The 18406-nt window shown below is 60.7% G+C and carries 9 protein-coding genes; 3 read left to right on the top strand and 6 right to left on the bottom strand.

Features of this window, described 5'->3' with window-relative positions:
- Window positions 1-9: 9 nt before the first annotated feature.
- From FOY96_RS04715 to FOY96_RS04725, 3 genes are all read right to left on the bottom strand, one after another.
- Window positions 10-2208 carry a type I secretion system permease/ATPase gene (locus FOY96_RS04715; protein WP_143346579.1) on the bottom strand — a complete coding sequence of 733 codons (2199 nt, stop codon included), beginning with the start codon at window positions 2206-2208 and terminating at the stop codon, window positions 10-12.
- A complete protein-coding gene (locus FOY96_RS04720; RefSeq protein ID WP_143346580.1) occupies window positions 2205-3608 on the bottom strand; it encodes a TolC family outer membrane protein in 1404 nt (467 codons plus the stop codon). The genes FOY96_RS04715 and FOY96_RS04720 overlap by 4 nt, the downstream gene beginning before the upstream one ends.
- A gap of 81 nt (window positions 3609-3689) precedes the next feature.
- On the bottom strand, window positions 3690-13745 hold the full coding sequence (locus FOY96_RS04725) for a BapA/Bap/LapF family large adhesin (RefSeq protein WP_143346581.1): 10056 nt from the start codon (window positions 13743-13745) through the stop codon (window positions 3690-3692).
- A 761-nt stretch (window positions 13746-14506) separates the two neighbouring features.
- Between FOY96_RS04725 and FOY96_RS04730 the strand changes: the two genes are divergently transcribed.
- Genes FOY96_RS04730 through FOY96_RS04740 form a run of 3 tightly spaced genes read left to right on the top strand, consistent with a single transcriptional unit; the run spans window position 14507 to window position 16360 of the window.
- Window positions 14507-15034: a tetratricopeptide repeat protein gene (locus FOY96_RS04730; protein ID WP_033146334.1), complete on the top strand. Its 528-nt coding sequence runs from the start codon at window positions 14507-14509 to the stop codon at window positions 15032-15034.
- Window positions 15035-15041: 7 nt separating this feature from the next.
- Window positions 15042-15572 carry an RNA polymerase sigma factor gene (locus FOY96_RS04735; RefSeq protein ID WP_143346582.1) on the top strand — a complete coding sequence of 177 codons (531 nt, stop codon included), beginning with the start codon at window positions 15042-15044 and terminating at the stop codon, window positions 15570-15572.
- Window positions 15569-16360, top strand: a complete 792-nt coding sequence (locus FOY96_RS04740) for an anti-sigma factor family protein (protein ID WP_143346583.1) — start codon at window positions 15569-15571, stop codon at window positions 16358-16360. The genes FOY96_RS04735 and FOY96_RS04740 overlap by 4 nt, the downstream gene beginning before the upstream one ends.
- Here the strand turns inward: FOY96_RS04740 and FOY96_RS04745 are convergent.
- The 3 genes from FOY96_RS04745 to FOY96_RS04755 form a co-directional block, all read right to left on the bottom strand.
- Window positions 16352-16909, bottom strand: coding sequence for a YceI family protein (locus FOY96_RS04745; RefSeq protein WP_047059358.1), 558 nt, complete (start codon window positions 16907-16909; stop codon window positions 16352-16354). The genes FOY96_RS04740 and FOY96_RS04745 overlap by 9 nt on opposite strands.
- 174 nt (window positions 16910-17083) lie before the next feature.
- Window positions 17084-17440 carry a hypothetical protein gene (locus FOY96_RS04750; RefSeq protein ID WP_029740047.1) on the bottom strand — a complete coding sequence of 119 codons (357 nt, stop codon included), beginning with the start codon at window positions 17438-17440 and terminating at the stop codon, window positions 17084-17086.
- Window positions 17441-17938: 498 nt separating this feature from the next.
- Window positions 17939-18406 carry a hypothetical protein gene (locus tag FOY96_RS04755; RefSeq protein ID WP_033146330.1) on the bottom strand — a complete coding sequence of 156 codons (468 nt, stop codon included), beginning with the start codon at window positions 18404-18406 and terminating at the stop codon, window positions 17939-17941.

Below are 18406 nucleotides of genomic sequence, written 5' to 3' on the forward strand. Positions count from 1 at the left end.
GCCGCCACGTCACGCTGACTGATTTTCATTTTTCCACTCCCGTCCGGTTGCTGCCTGCTGCTGTTGCTGCTGCATACGGCTGTTGTTCAGCGCCTGGGCTTTTGGCGCATCCATCACCAGCATCCCCTCTTTTAACACCACGACGCGCTCCACCAGTTCCAGCACCGGTACGCGATGCGTGGCGACAATCAGGGTGCGATGCCCGAGCCAGTCGCCCAGACGCTGGATGAATTCCCGCTCGGTGTGCTCGTCCAGCGAGGCGGTGGGTTCATCCATCAGCACAATATTCGGATCGCGCAGCAGCATTCGCGCCAGCAGAATCGACTGGCGTTGCCCGCCGGATAATCCCACGCCGTTTTCCATGATCGGGTAGTCCAGCCCCTTGGGCAGCTTCTGCACGAAGCCTGCCGCGCCGGTCAGCTCCAGCGCCTCGAAAATCTCTTCGTCGGTGGCGCGCGGCATGCCGAGGGTGATGTTTTCGCGCAGGGTGCCGTAAAACAGACGGGCGTTCTGGGTCATAAAGCCGACGTTGCGCCGGACGTCGGCGACGTCGAGATGCGGCAGGCTGAAGTTATCAAGCCGCAGCTCGCCGGCCGCCAGATCCATCCCGCCCGCCATGGCCTGCAGCAGGGTCGATTTGCCCGCGCCGTTGCGCCCGAGGATCGCCACTTTTTCTCCCGGCATGATCTCCAGCCGGTTAATGCGCAGCGCCATGCGCGGATCGTCCGGCTGATAGCGAAACTGCGCCTGCTCGAAGAGGTAATGACCGCGCAGCACGTCCTGGCGGATCGGCGTCTCCTCGCGCTGATTTTCGGTGGGAAGCTGCATGATGCTGTCCAGCCCTTCTTTTGCCGCTTTGACCTGCTGCCAGCGCGCCAGCACGCCGCACAGCGTCGCCATCGGGGCGATCATGCGGGAGGCCAGCATCGACGCGGCGACCACCGAACCGGTGGTCAGGGTGCCGTCGATCACCATCGGGGCGCCGACCACAATCACCCCGGCGTAGACCAGGCTCTGAATGGTCATCCCCCAGCTAATCAGGTTCTGCGTCAGCTCGCGGGTGCGCAGGCCGGATTCTGCGGTGATCTGGATATAGCTGTTCCACTGCTGCAAAAAGCGGTTTTCCGCCTGCATCAGCTTGATGTCCTCCAGCCCCTGCACGCTCTCCACCAGCACCGCGTTGCGCAGGGTCGATTCATGAGCCGACTGCTTTGCCAGCTCCGCCAGCTTCTTCTGCAGCAGCAGGCCGGGCAGGACCATGATCACCGCCGCGACCGGGGCGATCCACGCCAGCTGCGGGGCGATGATCGCCAGCACCACCACGAACAGGAGAAAGAACGGCAGGTCGACAATGGTCGAAATGGTGGACGAGGTCACCATCTCGCGGATCTGCTCCAGCTCGCGCAGCTGAGAGATAAAGCTGCCGGTGGAGCGGGGGATCGCGCTGTTGCGCAGCCGCAGCGCGTGGCCGAAGACGCGATCCGAAACGCGCATGTCCGAGCGCTTGCCGAGCAGATCCATAATGTGCCCGCGCGTCACGCGCAGCACAAAGCCAAACAGGGTGGCAATCAGCACCCCGATGGTCAGGACGTAAAGCGTCGGGTAGGACTGCGCGGGGATCACCCGGTCATAGACCTGCATGGAAAAGACGATCCCGGAGAGCGACAGCACGTTGATAAAGAGGGCGGCCAGCATGACCCAGCTGTAGGGGCGCAGGTCGCGCATCACCAGCCGGTAGAGCCAGTCCGGACGGTATTTTGAGATATAGGCATCCACGCGGCTGTCCTTCAGCGCGGCGAGTGGACGCAGGGCAATGACGTGGCGGATAGCGGGCAGCATCGCCGTCATCGACAGCCGGTTGGTGTAGGTGTCATCGTCGAAGAAGCTGATCTCCAGCGTATCGTCCCCGTCGAAATGCTCGATCACGCCGATCCTGCCGTCATGCATCGCCACTACCACCGGCAGACGCCAGCTGTTGATCGCCTGCCGATCGTCGGTAAGGAGCTGAAACGACAGCCCCGCTTCGCGGGCCAGCTGGGTGAGGGCGGGCACCATCGGTTTGCCTTTCAGCCACGGCGCGCCTGCGATCAGCGCGCCGGGGGAGCAGGCCACGCGGTAGCGCGTGGCGACAAAACCGAAGGCCTGCGCCCACTGCGCCAGCGCCTCATCCGTCATCGTTTCGCCCTGCGGGATTTCGCGTTGCTTCATGGCTGGATCTCCACGGTCTGGATGGTGCGGTTATCAAGATCGAACGCATGACGCAGCTGCCCGGTGTTATACAGGCAGTTGAGCTGCAGCTGGTGCAGCTGACCGAGGGTCTGCTGCTGGGTGAAGCGCGCCTGGTAGACCTCCTGCTCGGCGTTGAGCACGTCGAGGAGCGGGCGCGAGCCGAGATCGAGATACTGCTGCTGGTACAGTTCGCGGGTGCGGGCGCTGAGGGCTTCCTGGCGGCCCTGGATTTGCAGCGTGCTTTGCAGGCTCATCACCTGGCTGCGGGCTTCCAGCAGCTTCTGGCGGACATCAAGGCGCGTACGCTGAACGGTGGACTGCGCCGCCTCCACCGCGTGTCCTGCAGCGTTACGCCGGGCGGTGAGGCCGCCGCCCTGGTAGAGCGGCATCTGCACTTTCACCCATGCGGAATACTGGGTGCGATCCCGGGTTTCGCTCCCCGCGTAGCGATCGTTCATGTAGTGACGCACCTCCGGCTCCAGCGAGACGGTTGGCGTCATCTGCGCGTCGGCGTAGTCGAGGTTAGCCTGGGCGACGTTAGCCTGCGCCCAGGCGGCAAGCACCGCGGGCACCAGACGGTCATCCGGCTCGGCAATGTCGCAGCTCCGGCCCAGCTTTTGCGGAAAGTCATTGCTGATGGCGTTCAGGCTGTTCCAGCCGAGAAAGCTCATCAGCGTGGCGCGGGCGCTGTCCAGGCTGGCCTGGTACTGCATCAGCTGGGCGCGGGCGCCTTCGATACGGGCATCGGTCTGCACCACGTCAGAGAGCGACGTGGCCCCTTCGTCGTTACGCTGGCGGGTCAGCGTGCCAATGGAGGAGAGGGCGTCGAGCTGCTCTTTAGCGGTCTCGACCATCTGCTGCCAGGTTTGCACCTGCACCATGGCGATGGCGGTATCGTGGGCGATGGTGTCGATACTCACCAGCACGTTGGCCTGCTGCTGGGCAACGCCCGCGCTCTCGGCCCGCACCTGGCTGTCCACTTTGCCAAAGTCGTAGAGCATTTGTGACAGAGAAAGCACCAGCGACGGGGTAAAGCCGTTCTGGTCGCCGTCATGGGAATAACCGTTGTCCACGCCGGCATTAATCTGCGGATAGTATTTTGATTTAGCGACGTCCACCTCTTCGCTCTGTTCATAGAGTTTCCCCACGGCTTCGCTGATGGCCGGGTGCCAGGTGACGGCGCGGTTGACGGCATCGCCAAGCTGCAATGAACCGGGTGCGGCTTTGCCGGCCGCAGGTGCGACGCGGCCATTGAGCGAGGGGAGTTCCTGCGTTTCGCGAAGCTGTCCGGTATTGATGATTGCCGCCGGGTTCGCGCAAAGAGCGGGCACAGATATCAGGCAGCACGAGAGCCACCAGTGAGGCATCTTCATTCCCATGTCATGTCCCTATTAAAAAAAGTATGTCTTTATTATTTATGCCCGGGCGCTGTGCGCCCGGGTCATCTCTTGCAGGTGCTATCAGGTAATGATGTGTTGCTGGTTAACAAGCTCGTCGTAGGTGGTCTGAACGCCATCAAGCGTAACGAGCGTGGTATTAGTGTAGGTGCCTCCCGCACCGTCACGGTCGATGGAGATCACGGTATTGCCATTACTATTAGTGACATGGAGATAATTCCCCAGCGTCGCGGCGCTACCGTTCCAGCCCACCAGCAGATCGCCGATGTCGATTTTGTCCCCCTGCGCCAGCGAGAAGCCGGTCCAGTGATCGCCCGCGGTGCTGCTGACGTTACCCGCCGTGGCATTCCCCACCGTACTGTTCAGCACCTGGTAAATCAGCGTATCGCCGTAGGCCGTACCGGTGATGGCGTCGTTATGTTCCGAACTGATGAACTGCGGCGCCATATTGATGGTCAGCGTGGCGCTGTCCGTTCTCCCGGTAGCGTCGGTCAGGGTGTAGTTGAAGGTCTCCTTCGACGTCATGGATGAGAACGATACACCGCTGTTGAGGGTGTAGGTGTAATGACCGTCAGCGCCGATCGCCAGGACGCCGTAATGGCCGGTGATGTTCACCGTTGCGCTGCCGGTATACGGATCCAGCGTGGTGGTCACGCCGTTGTACCCGGTCACGCTCAGACGGGTATCCACCGAGTGGAGCTGATCCAGCACGCCGCCAGAATCGGTACCGTCAAAGATATTGCCGTTGACGGTGTGGCTGCCGGTGACGTCGAAATCACTCAGCGAGTAGGTGGTGCCGTTCACGCTTGGCGTGATGGTGATGTTCCCCACGCTCAGCCCCGGTACGCTACCGGTAAAGTTCAGCGTATAGGTCCCGGCGTTCAGATCCAGCCCGGTGAGCGGGATGTCGATACTGCCGCCCAGCAGGGAGCCGCCGCTGAAGGAGCCGCTGCGTATCACGCCCGAGCCGTCGCTGATGGACCAGTTTACCGTCAGCCCGCCCAGCGCCAGCAGCGAGGCCACGTTAAAGTGGAGCGACACGTTGTGCAGCGCGGTGTTCGCGTCGACCACGAAGGTTCCGCTGCCGGAGCCCTGGGTTGACGAGAGCAGGGCCGTCGTCCAGCTGGCGGTGCCCACGGTCGTATCCGAGTATGCCGACGTGTGGTGCACCGAGGTGAGGTCCATCGTGGCGCTGACATCGTTCACCGCATCCATCGCCCGGGGGGTTGGGGTGATGTTGAGCGATGCCGTATCCTTCGAGCCGTCAGGCGCGGTAACGGTGTAGACGAAGGTATCCGGCGTGCTGATATGGTCCGCTCCCACGCCGCTTCTCAGGGTGTAGGTGTACTGTCCGGACGAATTGATGGTCAGCGTGCCGTATTCCCCCTGAATGGTGGTGGTTCCACTGCTGTTGACCGCCACGCCGTTCACTTCGGTGACCAACGTGCCCGCCGGAACTGGGTCATTCGCCAGCACGTCGCCCGTGGTGGTTTCGCTGATGCTCGCCACGCTGTAGACATGATCCTGCAGGACGCTCAGCGTGTAGCCCGTCAGGACGGCGATCCCCGATGCGGTATTGAGTAAGAACAGGTACTCCCCGGCCGGCAGATTCAGCGTCAGCTGGGATGACGAGCCCCCTAGCAGCGGAGCGCGCAGCCAGCCCGACTCGACGCGAACCTGCTCGAAGGTCTGGGTGGCGTTGTTGAACTTATAGACGTACAGATCGAATACCGACGCCAGCGCCACGCCGCCCACGGAGGCCTGGATGGTCATGGTGCGGGTCGTGCCTTCCTCCACGTTGTAGATAATCGGGTTGGTCATGTCGTCCAGCAGGTTAAGCCCCAGCGTGCTGCCGAGATTAATGCCCACCAGGGTAAAACCGTTCTGAGACGAGGCGCCGTTATTAATCTCGCTCACGGTGGTGTCAAAGGTCAGCGAGGCCGTATCGTCCACCGCCACAATGCCGTTGATTACCGTACCGGCACCCAGAGACATCACCAGCTGCGCCGACGCGCTGACGCCGTTATGGGTGATGGTGTAGGTGAAGTTCTCCGTCCGGCCAACGACCGCGGCGCTGGTGTCGGTCAGGTTGTAGGTGTAGCTGCCGTCGCGGTTGATGGTCAGCGTACCGTATTTGCCCTGGATCACCGTGCCGTCGGCGTTCACGCTGGTGGTGACGCCCTGGGCGTTAGTGACTGCGGAAACGGTGGTTCCGGCCGGCGCGTTGTCGCTGCCGGCTGTCGGGTCCGTATCGAGGATCACGTTGCCGTTGAGGCTGGTATCGCCCGTGACCGTACCCGGACCGGTCTCTTTCACCGCCACGTCGAGGCTGGTGTAGGAGCCGGTCGCCAGCAGGTTGGTGTTGTAGCTGAGCACGCGATAGTTGCCGTCGGCCAGCCCGGTCAGGTTCAGCGATACGCCGGTTGCGCCGAGGGTAAGGAGATCGGCAAACTGCGGTTGGCCGGTATCCACCACGGTGGTCCAGGCGCCGTTGACGTAATGCTGAACCACCAGCTCAAGGGTGTTGAGCAGAGAGAGCACCGCACCCGTGGCGTTGGCGTTCACCACGATATCCGCACTGCCGCCGCTGCCCACCGTGAAGTTGACCTGGGCCGTATCATTGCCCAGCAGCGTCAGGACGTTGCCCACGGCGCCAACCAGCAGGAAGCCGTAATCGCTGTACTGGCTGTTGGTCACGGTTGCCGTGGTGCTGAGGTTCAGCTCTTCGACGTTATTGCTGGCGGAGAGCGGCACCACCGGCGCAAGGGCGGAGCCCGGCAGCGAGGTGTTGCCCGCGGCATCTGTGGCGGTGATCTGCAGCGTCTGGCCTTCGGTCTGTTTGTTAATGAAGGTGTAGGTGTAGGTGCCGTTGCTGCCCGCAATGGCGGTCACCGTCGAGCCGTCCGCAAGGCGGATCGCGACGGTGCTGCCTGCTTCCGCAGTCCCGGTCAGGACGCTACCGTCGGCGTTGAAGGTCCCGGTCGGGGCCGTTGGGGCAGTCGTATCGACGATAATCGTCGTCACGGCTGACGCCACGCTGGTGTTGCCCGCCGCATCGGTGGCCGTGGCGGTGAAGTTATGCGTGCCTTGCGCCAGCGTGGTGGTTTGCGGCAGGGTCCAGTTGCCGCTGCCGTCGGCGGTCACCGTGCCCACCAGCGTAATGCCATCGTAGATCCGCACCGTGGCATTCGCTTCGGCTGTTCCGCTCAGCGTTGGGCGCGTGTCGTTGGTCGGATTCGTACCGGTCACCGGGCCGGTAACGCTGCCGACGTCATCAATCACTGAAATGATGGTCGGCGCGCCCGGCGCGAGGGTATCGACGTTAATCACGTACCCGGCGGTCGGCGCGCTGGCGTTGCCCACCGCATCGGTGGCGGTAAAGGTCAAATTGTGCGGACCGTTGCCCAGCGCCGGGGATGGCGTAAAGCTCCACGCCCCACCGGTCGCCGTCACGCTGCCGATTTGTACGCCGTTATCGAAGATTTTCACCGTCGACCCGGCTTCCGCCGTACCGCTGAGGGTTGGCTGCGCGTCGTTGGTGAACCCGCCGTTCGCCACCGGCGTCGCCGCATTGCCCACGTCATCCAGAATGCTGGTCAGCACCGGCAGCGCAGGCGGCGTGGTGTCGACGGTGAGGCTGAAGCTGGTGGACGACACGCTGGTGTTGCCTGCCGCATCCGTCGCCTGCGCGGTGAAGCTGTGCGCGCCCGCGGTCAGCGTGGTGTTGAGCAAGATACTCCAGCTTCCGTTGCCATCCGCGGTGCCCGTTCCGACAAGGGTAGTTCCCTCATAGATCTTCACGATGGCAAACGGTTCGCTGGTTCCGACAAGGCGCGGAACGGTGTCGTCTGTTGTTTGCCCGGACGTAAGCGGGCCGGTGATGGTGCCCACGTCGTCTATCGCCTGGCTGATAACCGGCGCGTTCGGTGCGGTGGTATCCACAATCAGGGTAAAGTCCGGCGAGTTCAGGCTGACGTTGCCCGCTGCATCGGTGACCGTGGCGGTCCAGGTATGGCTGCCGTTGGTCAGCGGCGTTGACGGCGTAAAGCTCCATGCGCCAGTACCGTCCGCCTGAACGGTGCCGACCGGCTGCCCGTTCTCATACACGGTGACCGTGGCGTTGGCGGTCGCGGTGCCGTTTAGCGTCGGCGTGGTGTCGTCGGTGCTCTGCCCGGAAGAGAGCGGAGTTTGAATGCTGCCCGCGTTGTCACCCGCGGTCGAAATGACCGGCGCCGACGGCACGCCCGTATCCACCGTCAGGTTAAACGGTGTCGTCGTGCTGCCGGTATTGCCAGCCACGTCGGTGGCGTTGAAGGTGATGGCGTGTGGACCTTCGCCCAGATCGGTACCCGGGGTGAAGGTCCAGCTGCCCTGGGCATTCACCACCGCAGTGCCAATTTCGTTGCCATCAACGATCACGTGCACGGTAGAACCCACCTCGCCCGTACCGTTGAAGGTTGGGCGCGCGTCGTTGGTGCTGTTACCCGACGTGAGCGCCCCGGTGACCGGACCGACGTCGTCAATCACGCTGGTCACCACCGGTACGCCGGGAGCTGCGGTATCAATGGTAAAGGTGAAGACCGATGAGTTAGCCGAGGCGTTGCCTGCGGTATCCGTTGCATACGCGCGCAGGGAGTAGCTGCCGTCGCCCAGCGGCGCGGTCGGCGTAAAGGACCAGTTCCCGCTGCCGTCAACGATCGTCGTGCCAATCTGCGTGCCGTTATTCATGATGTGAATCGTGCTGCCCGCCTGCCCGGTGCCGCTGATGGTCGGGGTGCTGTCGTTGGTCACCTGGCCGCTGGTGAGGTTACCCTGGACGCCGCCAGGGACGTTGTCGCTCACATTATCCAGCGTCGGAATCGTCGGTGCCGTCAGGTCAATCACCACGCTCCAGGGAGCTGAGACCGCGCTGACGTTGCCCAGCGGATCGGTCGCCCGGACGGTGAAGCTGTGCGAGCCTTCGCCGAGCGCGGTGTCAGGAGTAAACGTCCACGCGCCGGTGCCGTCAGCCGTTACCACGGCAATCTGGGTACCGCCGTCGAAAATGGTCACCACGCTGTTTGCGTCCGCTGTCCCCGAAAGGGTTGGCGTGGCATCGTTCGTCTCGGTGCCGCTGACCACCGTGGTGGCGGCGTTACCGACGTTATCCGTGACGTTGGTGATGACCGGCGTGGCGGAAACGGAGTCCACCACGACGGTGAAGCCCGCCGAAGGACCGCTCTGATTCCCCGCCGGATCGGTCTCGCGGATGGTCAGGATATGGTTGCCTTCTGTCAGGACGGGCGTGGTGTAGCTCCAGGTGCCCGTATTGCCGACCTCCGCGGTCCCCAGCAGCACGCCGTTGTTGTAGATGGAGATGATATCGCCGACCGCGCCGGTGCCGGTGAGGGTCGGCTGGTTGTCGTTGGTGGTCTGGCCGCTGGTCAGCGGGCCGGTGCCCGGACCGACGTCGTCAATCACCGCGCCGATAGCTGGCGTGCCCGGTGCGGTGAGGTCGACGGTGACGCTGGCCGCCGGAGAGCGGCCGCTGGTCTGGCCGTTGAGGGTCGCCGTCACCTCAAAGGTGTGCAGCCCCTCGCCAAGCGCGGCTGGCGTATAGCTCCAGTTGCCGCTGCCGTCGGCGGTCACCGTCGTCAATGGCGTCGCGCTACCGTCCTGATAGATGGTTATCAGGCTGCCCGCTTCGGCCGTACCGGTAAGCGTTGGCGTGGTGTCATTAGTGGTTTTGCCTTTCACATCGCCAGTGATCGGATCCGCGTCATCGACGATCGCCGTGATGACGGGCACCTGCGGCAGGTCGATCGGTGAATCGACGACGACAAAAGGCACGCCCGCGCTGGCATTCCCTGCGGCATCCGTAGCGGTCACGGTCAGCGTGGTCGGATCCAGCTGCGCCGGGCTCAGCGCAATGGAGAAGTTGCCGTCGCTGCCGACAACGCCGGTACCAATGACCGTGGAACCGTTTGTCACGGTAATGATGCTTCCCACTTCACCGGTACCGGTCAGCGGTGTTCCTTCATCAGCCAGCAGCATGTTGCCCGGATCTGCCGGGGCGACGGTGTCTACCGTCACGCTCAGCGGCGCTGAACTGCCTGAGAGATTACCCGCGGGATCGCTGGAAGAGACGGTGAAGGTATGCGGGCCATCCAACAGCGTCGTGTCGGCAGTCCAGCTCCAGGTGCCGCCCGGCTGGACCGTCACCAGCACCGTAGATGGCGTGCCGTCTACGGAAACGATAACGGTGGTACCGGGTTCACCGGTCCCGGTAAGGGTTGGCGTGCCGTCCTTCGTGTAGAGCACATTATTAGACAGCTGGCTGTCAGCTACGGCGCTAATGACGGGGATCTCAGGCGCAACGGTATCGAGGGTAACGGTAAAGACCGAACTCGGCGCGCTGACGTTGCCCGCTGCGTCCACGCCCGCCACGGTAATGTTGAGCGGACCGTCCGTTTGCGTTGGAAGCGTCAGGTTCCATTCCCCGTTAGCCACCACGACACGGCCCACTTCGACGCCGTTGTTGTAGACGATCACCGTCTCACCGTTGACGCCGGTTCCGCCCACGGTCGGTGTGGTATCCGTGATGTAGCCACCGTTAGGCTCACCGCCCACTGCACTAATCACCGGCGTATCCGGCGCCAGGGTATCCACGATGATGGTAATCGCTGGAGAAGGGTCAGAGACGTTGCCCGCTTCATCGGTGGCGGTGGCGGTATAGGCGTGGCTGCCCTCGGCAATGTCGCTGCCAGGGCGCCAGCTCCAGTTGCCGCTGCTGTCTACCGTGACGGTGCCCACGACGGTCGATATGCCGTTGACGGTGTCAGTGATGTTGATGACGTCGTTCGGCGTGCCGGTGCCGCTCAGGACCGGGCGCGGATCGTTGGTGGTTCCGCCATCGGGTACGGGGCCGGTGATCTGGGTGACGCTGTCGGTGACGGTCGGTGCCGCAGGCGTAGCCGGCGCTTCGGTATCAATGGTGATGGTTACCGGCTGCGACGGGGCGCTTTCGTTGCCCGTGCCGTCCACGTTGGTGACGGTCAGGGTGATGTCATAGGTACCGCCGGACAGTGGGGGTGATGGCGTCCACGACCAGCTGCCGGTACTGTCCACGACAGCGTCGCCGATTTTGGCGCCGTTGTTGTAGATCGTCACGGTATCGCCCGCCGTGCCGGTACCGCTCAGGGTTGGCGTGGTGTCGCGGGTGGTTTCGCCCGGGTTTAGCGTTGTTGCTGTTCCGTCAGGATTGACGGTGATGGCCGGGACGTCCGGCGTGGCGGGCGCGACGGTATCTACCGTCAACACAAACGGGCTGGAGACAGTGGTATTGCCGGCGGCATCCGTGGCGTGAACCGTCAGCGAATGCGGGCCGTCGGTGAGCGGGGTAACGGGCGTAAAGCTCCAGCCCCCGCTGCCGTCGAGGGTGGCGGTGCCGAGCAGGGTGGCGCCGTCATAGACGGTGATCGCCGCGTCAGCCGGGGCGGTGCCCTGCAGCAGCGGTGTGGTGTCATCCGTGGTATCGCCGCTGATGAGCGTGCCCTGAACGCCGCCGACGTCATCGGTCACGGTGGCGATGGTTGCCGCCGCAGGCGGCGTGGTATCGACGGTCAGGGTAAAGCCGCCTGACGGCTGGCTGGTGTTACCCGCCGCATCGGTGGCGACAACGGTAAAGGTATGAGGCCCGCTGCCAAGAGGCGTGGTGAGGGTATAGGTCCACGTGCCGTTGTCGTCGACCAGGACCGTGAAAAGATCGGTGCCATCCAGGCGGATGGTGACGCTTGAGCCAGGTTCAGCCGTACCGTTGAGCGTCGGCGTGGTGTCGTTGGTGCTGTCGTTGGGGTTGAGCGCACCGAGGCGCTCCGGCACATCATCCAGCACCTGGGTAATGACCGGGGCGGCAGGCGCGACGCTGTCAATCGTCAGAGTCCAGGTGTTGGAGACGCCGCTGGTGTTACCTGCCGCATCGGTCGCGACGGCGGTCAGGGCGTGCGGACCCTCACCGATCGGCGAGGAAGGCGTAAAGATCCATACGCCAAGACCATTGGCGACGGTCGTACCAATAGCAACACCGTCCACGCGCACGGTGACCGTCGCGTTTGCTTCGGCGGTACCGCTGAGCGTCGGGGTGGCGTCGTTAGTGGTCTCATAAATGTCGAGCGAGCCGGTGCGACCGGGAACATCGTCCACAACTTGTGAAATCACCGGGGCGCCGGGTGCCGTGCCGTCGACGTTAATTGTCCACGGGTCTGATAACCCGCTTGGGTTACCGGCGGGATCCGTCGCCTTCGCGGTCAGCACCCAGGTGCCATCGGTCAGCGGTGCGGGCGGCGTAAAGCTCCACAGGCCGGAGGAGGGAACAACCGTCGTACCGAGGACATCGCTGCCGTTATAAATCGTGATGGTCGAGCCCGCTTCGCCCGTCCCGTTCACGGTCGGGGCCCGGTCGTTGGTGAGGCCGTTCTGGCCCACGGGGCCGGTGGTGGCCTGCACGTCATCCATCACCGACACGATAATTGGCGTCTGCGGTGGGGTAATATCCGGTGACGCCGCGGAGGTTGCGGGCCCCGTGTTGCCTGCCGCGTCGGTGGCGTCAGCGGTCAGGATTTCGCCGTTGAGCTTCGGCGGGGTCAGCGTCAGGCTAAAGTTCCCTTCGCTGTCGGCAACAACAGTGCCAAGGGTGACATTACCTTCACGGATGGTCACCGTGCTGCCAGCTTCCGCGATGCCGCTGATGGTGCCGCCATCATTCGAAACCTCGAGATTACCCGGGGCAGACGGCGGCGTGGTGTCCACGGTGAAGATGACGGGCTCTGAGGTCGCGCTCAGGTTTCCGGCGGCATCGGTTTCAGTGACGGTTATGGAGTGTGTCCCGTCCGGGAGCGGGCCGTTCGGCGTGACGCTCCAGGTGCCGTTGGGCAACACCGTCGTTGTGCCAACCACCACGCCGTTATCGTAGATGGTGATGGTTCCGCCGGGCTCGCCGGTTCCCGCGAGGATGGGCAGTGAAGCATCGGTTGGCGCGACAGACGTGATGGTTCCCTTGATAAGGCCCGTATCGTCGGTCAGCACAATCGCGCTCGGCGCGTCCGGCGGAGTAAGATCCACCGTAAGGGTAAACACCGGCGAGGCTGGCCCGGTGTTGCCGGCGGCGTCGGTTGCCCGCACGGTAATCTGGTGAGTGCTTTCGCTCAGGTCAACCGACGGGGTAAAGGTCCAGGTGCCGTTGCTGGCGACGACCGCCGTACCAATGGCGACCCCGCCGTCATAAATCGTCACGGTCGAGCCCGCTTCGCCGGTGCCGGTAAGCTGCGGGCGCTGATCGTTGGTGCTGCCGCCGTTGCTGACTGCCCCCGTCTGCGGGGCGATATCGTCCGTTACGCTGGTGATTGCTGGCGCATCGGGCGCGGTGGTGTCCGGCGCGTTGAGCGTTGTGCCCGGGCTGGTATTCCCGGCGTTATCCGTGGCGGTGGCGGTCACCTGCTCACCGTTGGTCAACGGTGTGCCGAGAGAGACGGTAAAGCTGCCGTCGCTGCCCGTTTTTCCTGTGCCAATGACGTTGCCGTTCGCGTCTCTCAGCGTGATGGTACTGCCGGGTTCTGCGGTACCGGTGACGGTTTTGCCATCTGAAGAGAACTTAAGGCCGGAAGGCGCGTTCGGTGCTGTCGTATCCGCATTGGCCGAATTGTTACTGCCGCCACTATCACCGCCGCCGGTGCTTGCCGCCGCCGCGATGCCGCCCGCGGCGGCAATGCCGCCCAGTGCCCATGGCCAGATGGCGGCACCACCGGCGTCGCTCCCGGAGGCTGCAAGCAGCACGTCCGTAGACGCGATGGATTCGTACGTGGCGGCTCCGGTCGGATCTTCAATCCACCATAATGCGCCGTTGCTGTCCTGCAGTACCAGCTGGCTCACGCCCTGCGCGTCCGTGACGTAGAAGTTTTTAAGGGTGATCACCTCGCCGGAGTGCAGCGTAACCAGCAGATCGTTACCGTTTCGCGCGAAATGGGAGACGCTCGCTCGCTCGACATTAAGCTCAACGATAGAGGAATGGCTCAGGGTAACCTGTGTGCCTTCCGTGGTCGTTTCCACGCCAGTAAGTTTCGATATAACAGAGATTTGGCTCATTTAGGCATTACTCCAGCAGATGTGTCATGAACGGCGAGCAAGACGAGCCATCTCTGCAGAAGGTAAAGGGCGCCCCCGGCGCAGTCGCTGTTATTACGCAGCACTGACCGTTGTTTTTAGCGCGCACGATGCCCGCCAGAATTCAGAGTGGCAACATCAGAGCGAATCTAATGACTTATAAAAGTGAACAATTTTTATGGGTGTTTTGTATCGTGTAAAACCCTGTAATTAATAGAGGAATTATTTTTTAGAATATAAAAATGATATAGACAGAAAACGAAGGTTGTGCAAATTAAGCTTTCGTAAATAAGTGCCAAAACAATGAAGAGGGCATTAATGTATTGGGGTGGTTAATAATTTACTTGGCTCAACCTTTTGTTTTATATCATTTTAGTTTTAACCGGTGACGTTGATTCTGAATATGATTTACGCAGTATGATAATTGGTAGGGGACATTTTTAATATAATATAAAACGTTATTGTTTAAGCGCGCTTAATATGCATTTAAGTTAGGGTAACGTTTTTGATATAAGATATATTATGTCACTCACACAATAAAATATATTCTTATGCAGGCTTAAAACTCTGCTATCACGCGAAAATAATAGCGTTAAGTAAAGGGTAAAATAACCTGATTTATTTCCATTGGTGCTACGACGTCAGCATGATTTAGCGACAGCAAAAAATTCACGGGGAGAATGAATAAAAATCGTCAGTCGGGCGTTTACTGACGTCACTTCCTTCTTACCCTGGAGCTTTATATGAACACGATCTCGTTTCGTTTGATCCCGGTGCTGATTTTTTCCCTGCTGTCCCCCCTGGCGCTGGCAATGGGCAATAATAGTACCGAGAGCAAAACGCCCGATTGTCCTTCCGGACAGGTGTATGACAGCGCCACCCAGAAATGCGTGCCGGACAAGAGCAGCAGCCTCAGCGACCAGGACAAAACCAACTATGCGTACCATCTCGCGAAGAAAGGCGAGTACCAGGCGGCGCTGAACCTGCTTGATTCGCTGAAAAATGGCAATACGGCTGAAGCGTGGAACTATCGCGGGTTCGCCACGCGCAAGCTTGGCCGCACGGACGAAGGGATTGGTTACTACCAGCGCGCGCTGGCTATCGCACCGGATTATGCCAAAGCCCGGGAATACCTCGGTGAAGCGTGGATGGTAAAAGGACGTCCTGACCTCGCGAAAGAACAGCTGAAGGTGATTGCCGGTATTTGTGGCCAGTCCTGCGAGGAGTACCGTGACCTGCAGGCCGCCATCAACGGGCATCCGGAATCCTGATTTTCTCGTGGAGGAAAAACACATCGCTACCAGTGAGGTTCGTCAACAGTTAGCCGCACACCTGCCGCGCCTCTGGCGCTATGGGCTGGTGCTGTCGCGAAACAGGGATATCGCCGAAGAGCTGGTTCAGTCCACCTGCGTGCGTGCGCTTGAAAGGAGCAGCCAGTATACGCCGGGCACGCGCATCGACAGGTGGCTGTTCGCGATACTGCACTCCATCTGGATCTCTGAGCTTCGGGCACGACACGTGCGTCAGGGGCAGGGATTTGTGGCCAGCGACGAGCTTCTGGCGCCGGACACCCGCGAACAGGATGAGACGCGCCTGCATTACATGAAGGTGATGCAGCGCGTCAACGCGCTGCCTGAAGCCCAGCGCAACGCGGTATTTTTGGTTTATGTCGAAGGCTTTACCTACCAGGAGGCGGCGGACACTCTTGCGGTGCCTGTCGGTACCGTGATGAGCCGGCTGGCGACGGCGCGGGCTCGGCTTGCCAGATCCGCTGACGCACTGCCTCCGGTAAAGGAGAAACGCTCTTGAACTCGCACCGTTTTGCACCGCCCTATAACGACGACGCTATCGTGGCATGGATAGATGGCGAGATGTGCCGCGCCGACGCGCAGCAATTTGAAGAACAGTTGAAAAGTGACGAACGCCTCTCCGGGCGAACCGCCGAACTGATGAAAAGCAGCCAGGATTTCGCCGGGGCGTTTGCCCCCCTGCTGGATGAGGCACCTCTGGAGGCAATGCAGGCGCGTCTGGCGGCACTTCCCGATCCACAATCCTCCACGCCGGCTGGCGTCAGCAGGCGGGCGCTGATCGCCGCGTCGGCCAGCTTTTTGATGGTCGGATCCGGGCTGGGCTACCTGCTGCGGCCCGCTTCCGCGCCAGCGGATGAGAACGCCCATATTCGCGACCTCGAAGCGCAATATATGTCCCTGTACAGCGTTGAGACGCTGCTGGATATGGACAGCGCAACGCCGGTCCTGCAGCGCGGGCTGGAACGAGCCTCGCAGGACATCGGCATCAAGCTGCACATGTCGCAGCTTGTCCTGCAGGGGGCAGAACTGAAAATGGTGCGAATGCTGCGCTATGAAACCACCTCGATCGCGCAGATTGCCTGGATTAACGCCGACTACGGCCCGATGGCGCTCTGTATCTCTCCTGTAGATGAGAAGACTATGGCCTCTCTGCGCCAGGAGCAGCGGCACGGCATGAACCTGGCGTGGTGGCAGGAGGCGGGCTACCAGTTTGTCCTGATTGGCCGCAACCCGCCGTCTCACCTGCGGGGAAACGCGGAGCAGCTACAGCGCCTCATCTCAGGATGACGGCACGTCGTTCGTCTGAATCGCAATAGCGATGGCAATACGATCGTCCACGACCAGCGCAAACTTATCCATCCCGTAGGCCGCGCGCGAGATCGCCGTCGTGGCATCCAGCGTGAGTGCCTGCGCGTGTGGGTCTTTCACGACGGCCTCCAGGATCACCGGGCGGGCGATGTTTCGTACGGTCAACGTGCCGAACACCCTGAACCGCCCGTCGCCCTGGGCGACCACGCGAGAGCTGATGAACTCGATAGTCGGGTAGCGCTCGGATTCAAAAAACATATCGCTTTTCAGCTGCCAGGTGAGCAGCTTGTTTGAGGCTACGAGAGTCGCTACGGGAATGGTGACGTGAATATGGTCGTCGACGTCATTTTCCGGGTTGAGCGTCACGGCGCCCGTCACGCCGCTGAACGTCGCCCAGGAGAGGATGCCGCCAAAGGCATGCCACGACAGCCGAATGGCGGTGTTATTGGTGTCAATTATGTAGCTCTTCGGGGCAGCCATCGCCCACGGACAAATCAAAACAAGCACTATCACCAGGCGTCGAAGCATCTCAGGATCTCTTTTAGGGGGGCAGGGAGTAAACGCGTCACCCCCGGGATCTATTCGGCTTTGTTGATATTATTTCAACCGGATCGCGATAACCGGACCTGGTGACAAGTGTAGCCTTGAGCACGCAGAGCTGCGGGGAATAAAAAAGGCCGCTTGCGCGGCCTTTCGAAGGGATTACTCAGTGACTTTCTTTTCCAGCTCGCTGGCACCTTCTTTGGTTTTGTTCCAGCCTTTCTCAGCGCCTTCTTTGGTGGCATCCCACCCTTTCTCGGTGCCTTGTTTGGTTTTATGCCAGGCTTTCTGGGAATCTTCGCTGACCTTGCTGCCCAGGCTTTCGCTTTTACCTTCCGCAGCATGTTTTTGCTTCAGCTTCAGCTCTTCACCTTTGTTCTGCTCTTCGTGCAGTTTTTGCTTCGCCTCGTTGGCGTTTGCGTTCGCCGCAGCGACGGTATCGTCAGTTGCATGTGTGGTCGCAGCAAATACTGGGGAAGCCAGCAGAACGGCAGATAATGCGATAATTGTTTTTTTCATAATATCCTCATTTAACGTTATCGGTTATGAGCGTGATTCAGCATGGCACAGGCGAAACGGGATGGCTTTAGGAAAAAACTGTAATGAGATCAATGTTCCCTGAAGAGGGATATTTCGCCTGAGGATTATCCAAAGGATAAAAAGCCTATTTCAGCAAGGGCGGCGAGGGTCAGGAGAATGAAGATAATAACGGTTATGGGTCTGTACATGGTGGGGTTCCTTCCGGGTTGAGCGGCTATTCCGTAGCGCTGGGTGGTGTTTTTTTTTTCTGCATAGGGGGAGGGGAGGTGTCGTTGATGTTTGTCAAAGAGAAAGGGGAACGGTGGGTTGATGGTACTGAAAAACCCGCAGGGGTTATACCGTGTGGGCTTTCAGGTTTCATCGGATGAATAGGGTTATTACCGATGGAGATTCTGGTTGGCTATCCGAGTCTGCATAATTCTCACGAGCATTTATCCCGCTCAGCAGAAAGCCTTTTCATTCTTTTAAATAATGACTTCAGCTTACGTTTTCCGACGCCGGTGTGGCAGAGATCGTTATGTACTTTTTCAGACCAGACTCCCGTTTAACACCTTTTGGATCGGAAACAAAAGGAAGCCGCAGGCGAGGTGAATCTGATACTTTCAGTGTCCAGATATAATCCCCAATAAACCTAAAATCTACGCTATCGTCAGTGACCTGGAGATCCGCAAAACTACCTGTCGAGTACTCATTTCCCAAACGAACAATTTCTTTAAGCCCTTCATGAACGTCAATAAGGGCAATCGTCAGGGATTCCTCGAAAATAATGTCATCCGTCAGAAACAGGATATAACGCAGCTCATTAACCTGGACCGCTGCTTCAAGCACTTGTCCCGGTACAATAATGCCGGTGCTTTTACCATTGAGCACAACGTCAGATTGAGCCTGGGTTACATCGGTAGCTTCGCGAAGCTTAACCAGAGATATTGAATTAACCTGTTGCAT

The organism is Enterobacter asburiae, from assembly GCF_007035645.1.
Taxonomy (GTDB): domain Bacteria; phylum Pseudomonadota; class Gammaproteobacteria; order Enterobacterales; family Enterobacteriaceae; genus Enterobacter; species Enterobacter asburiae_B.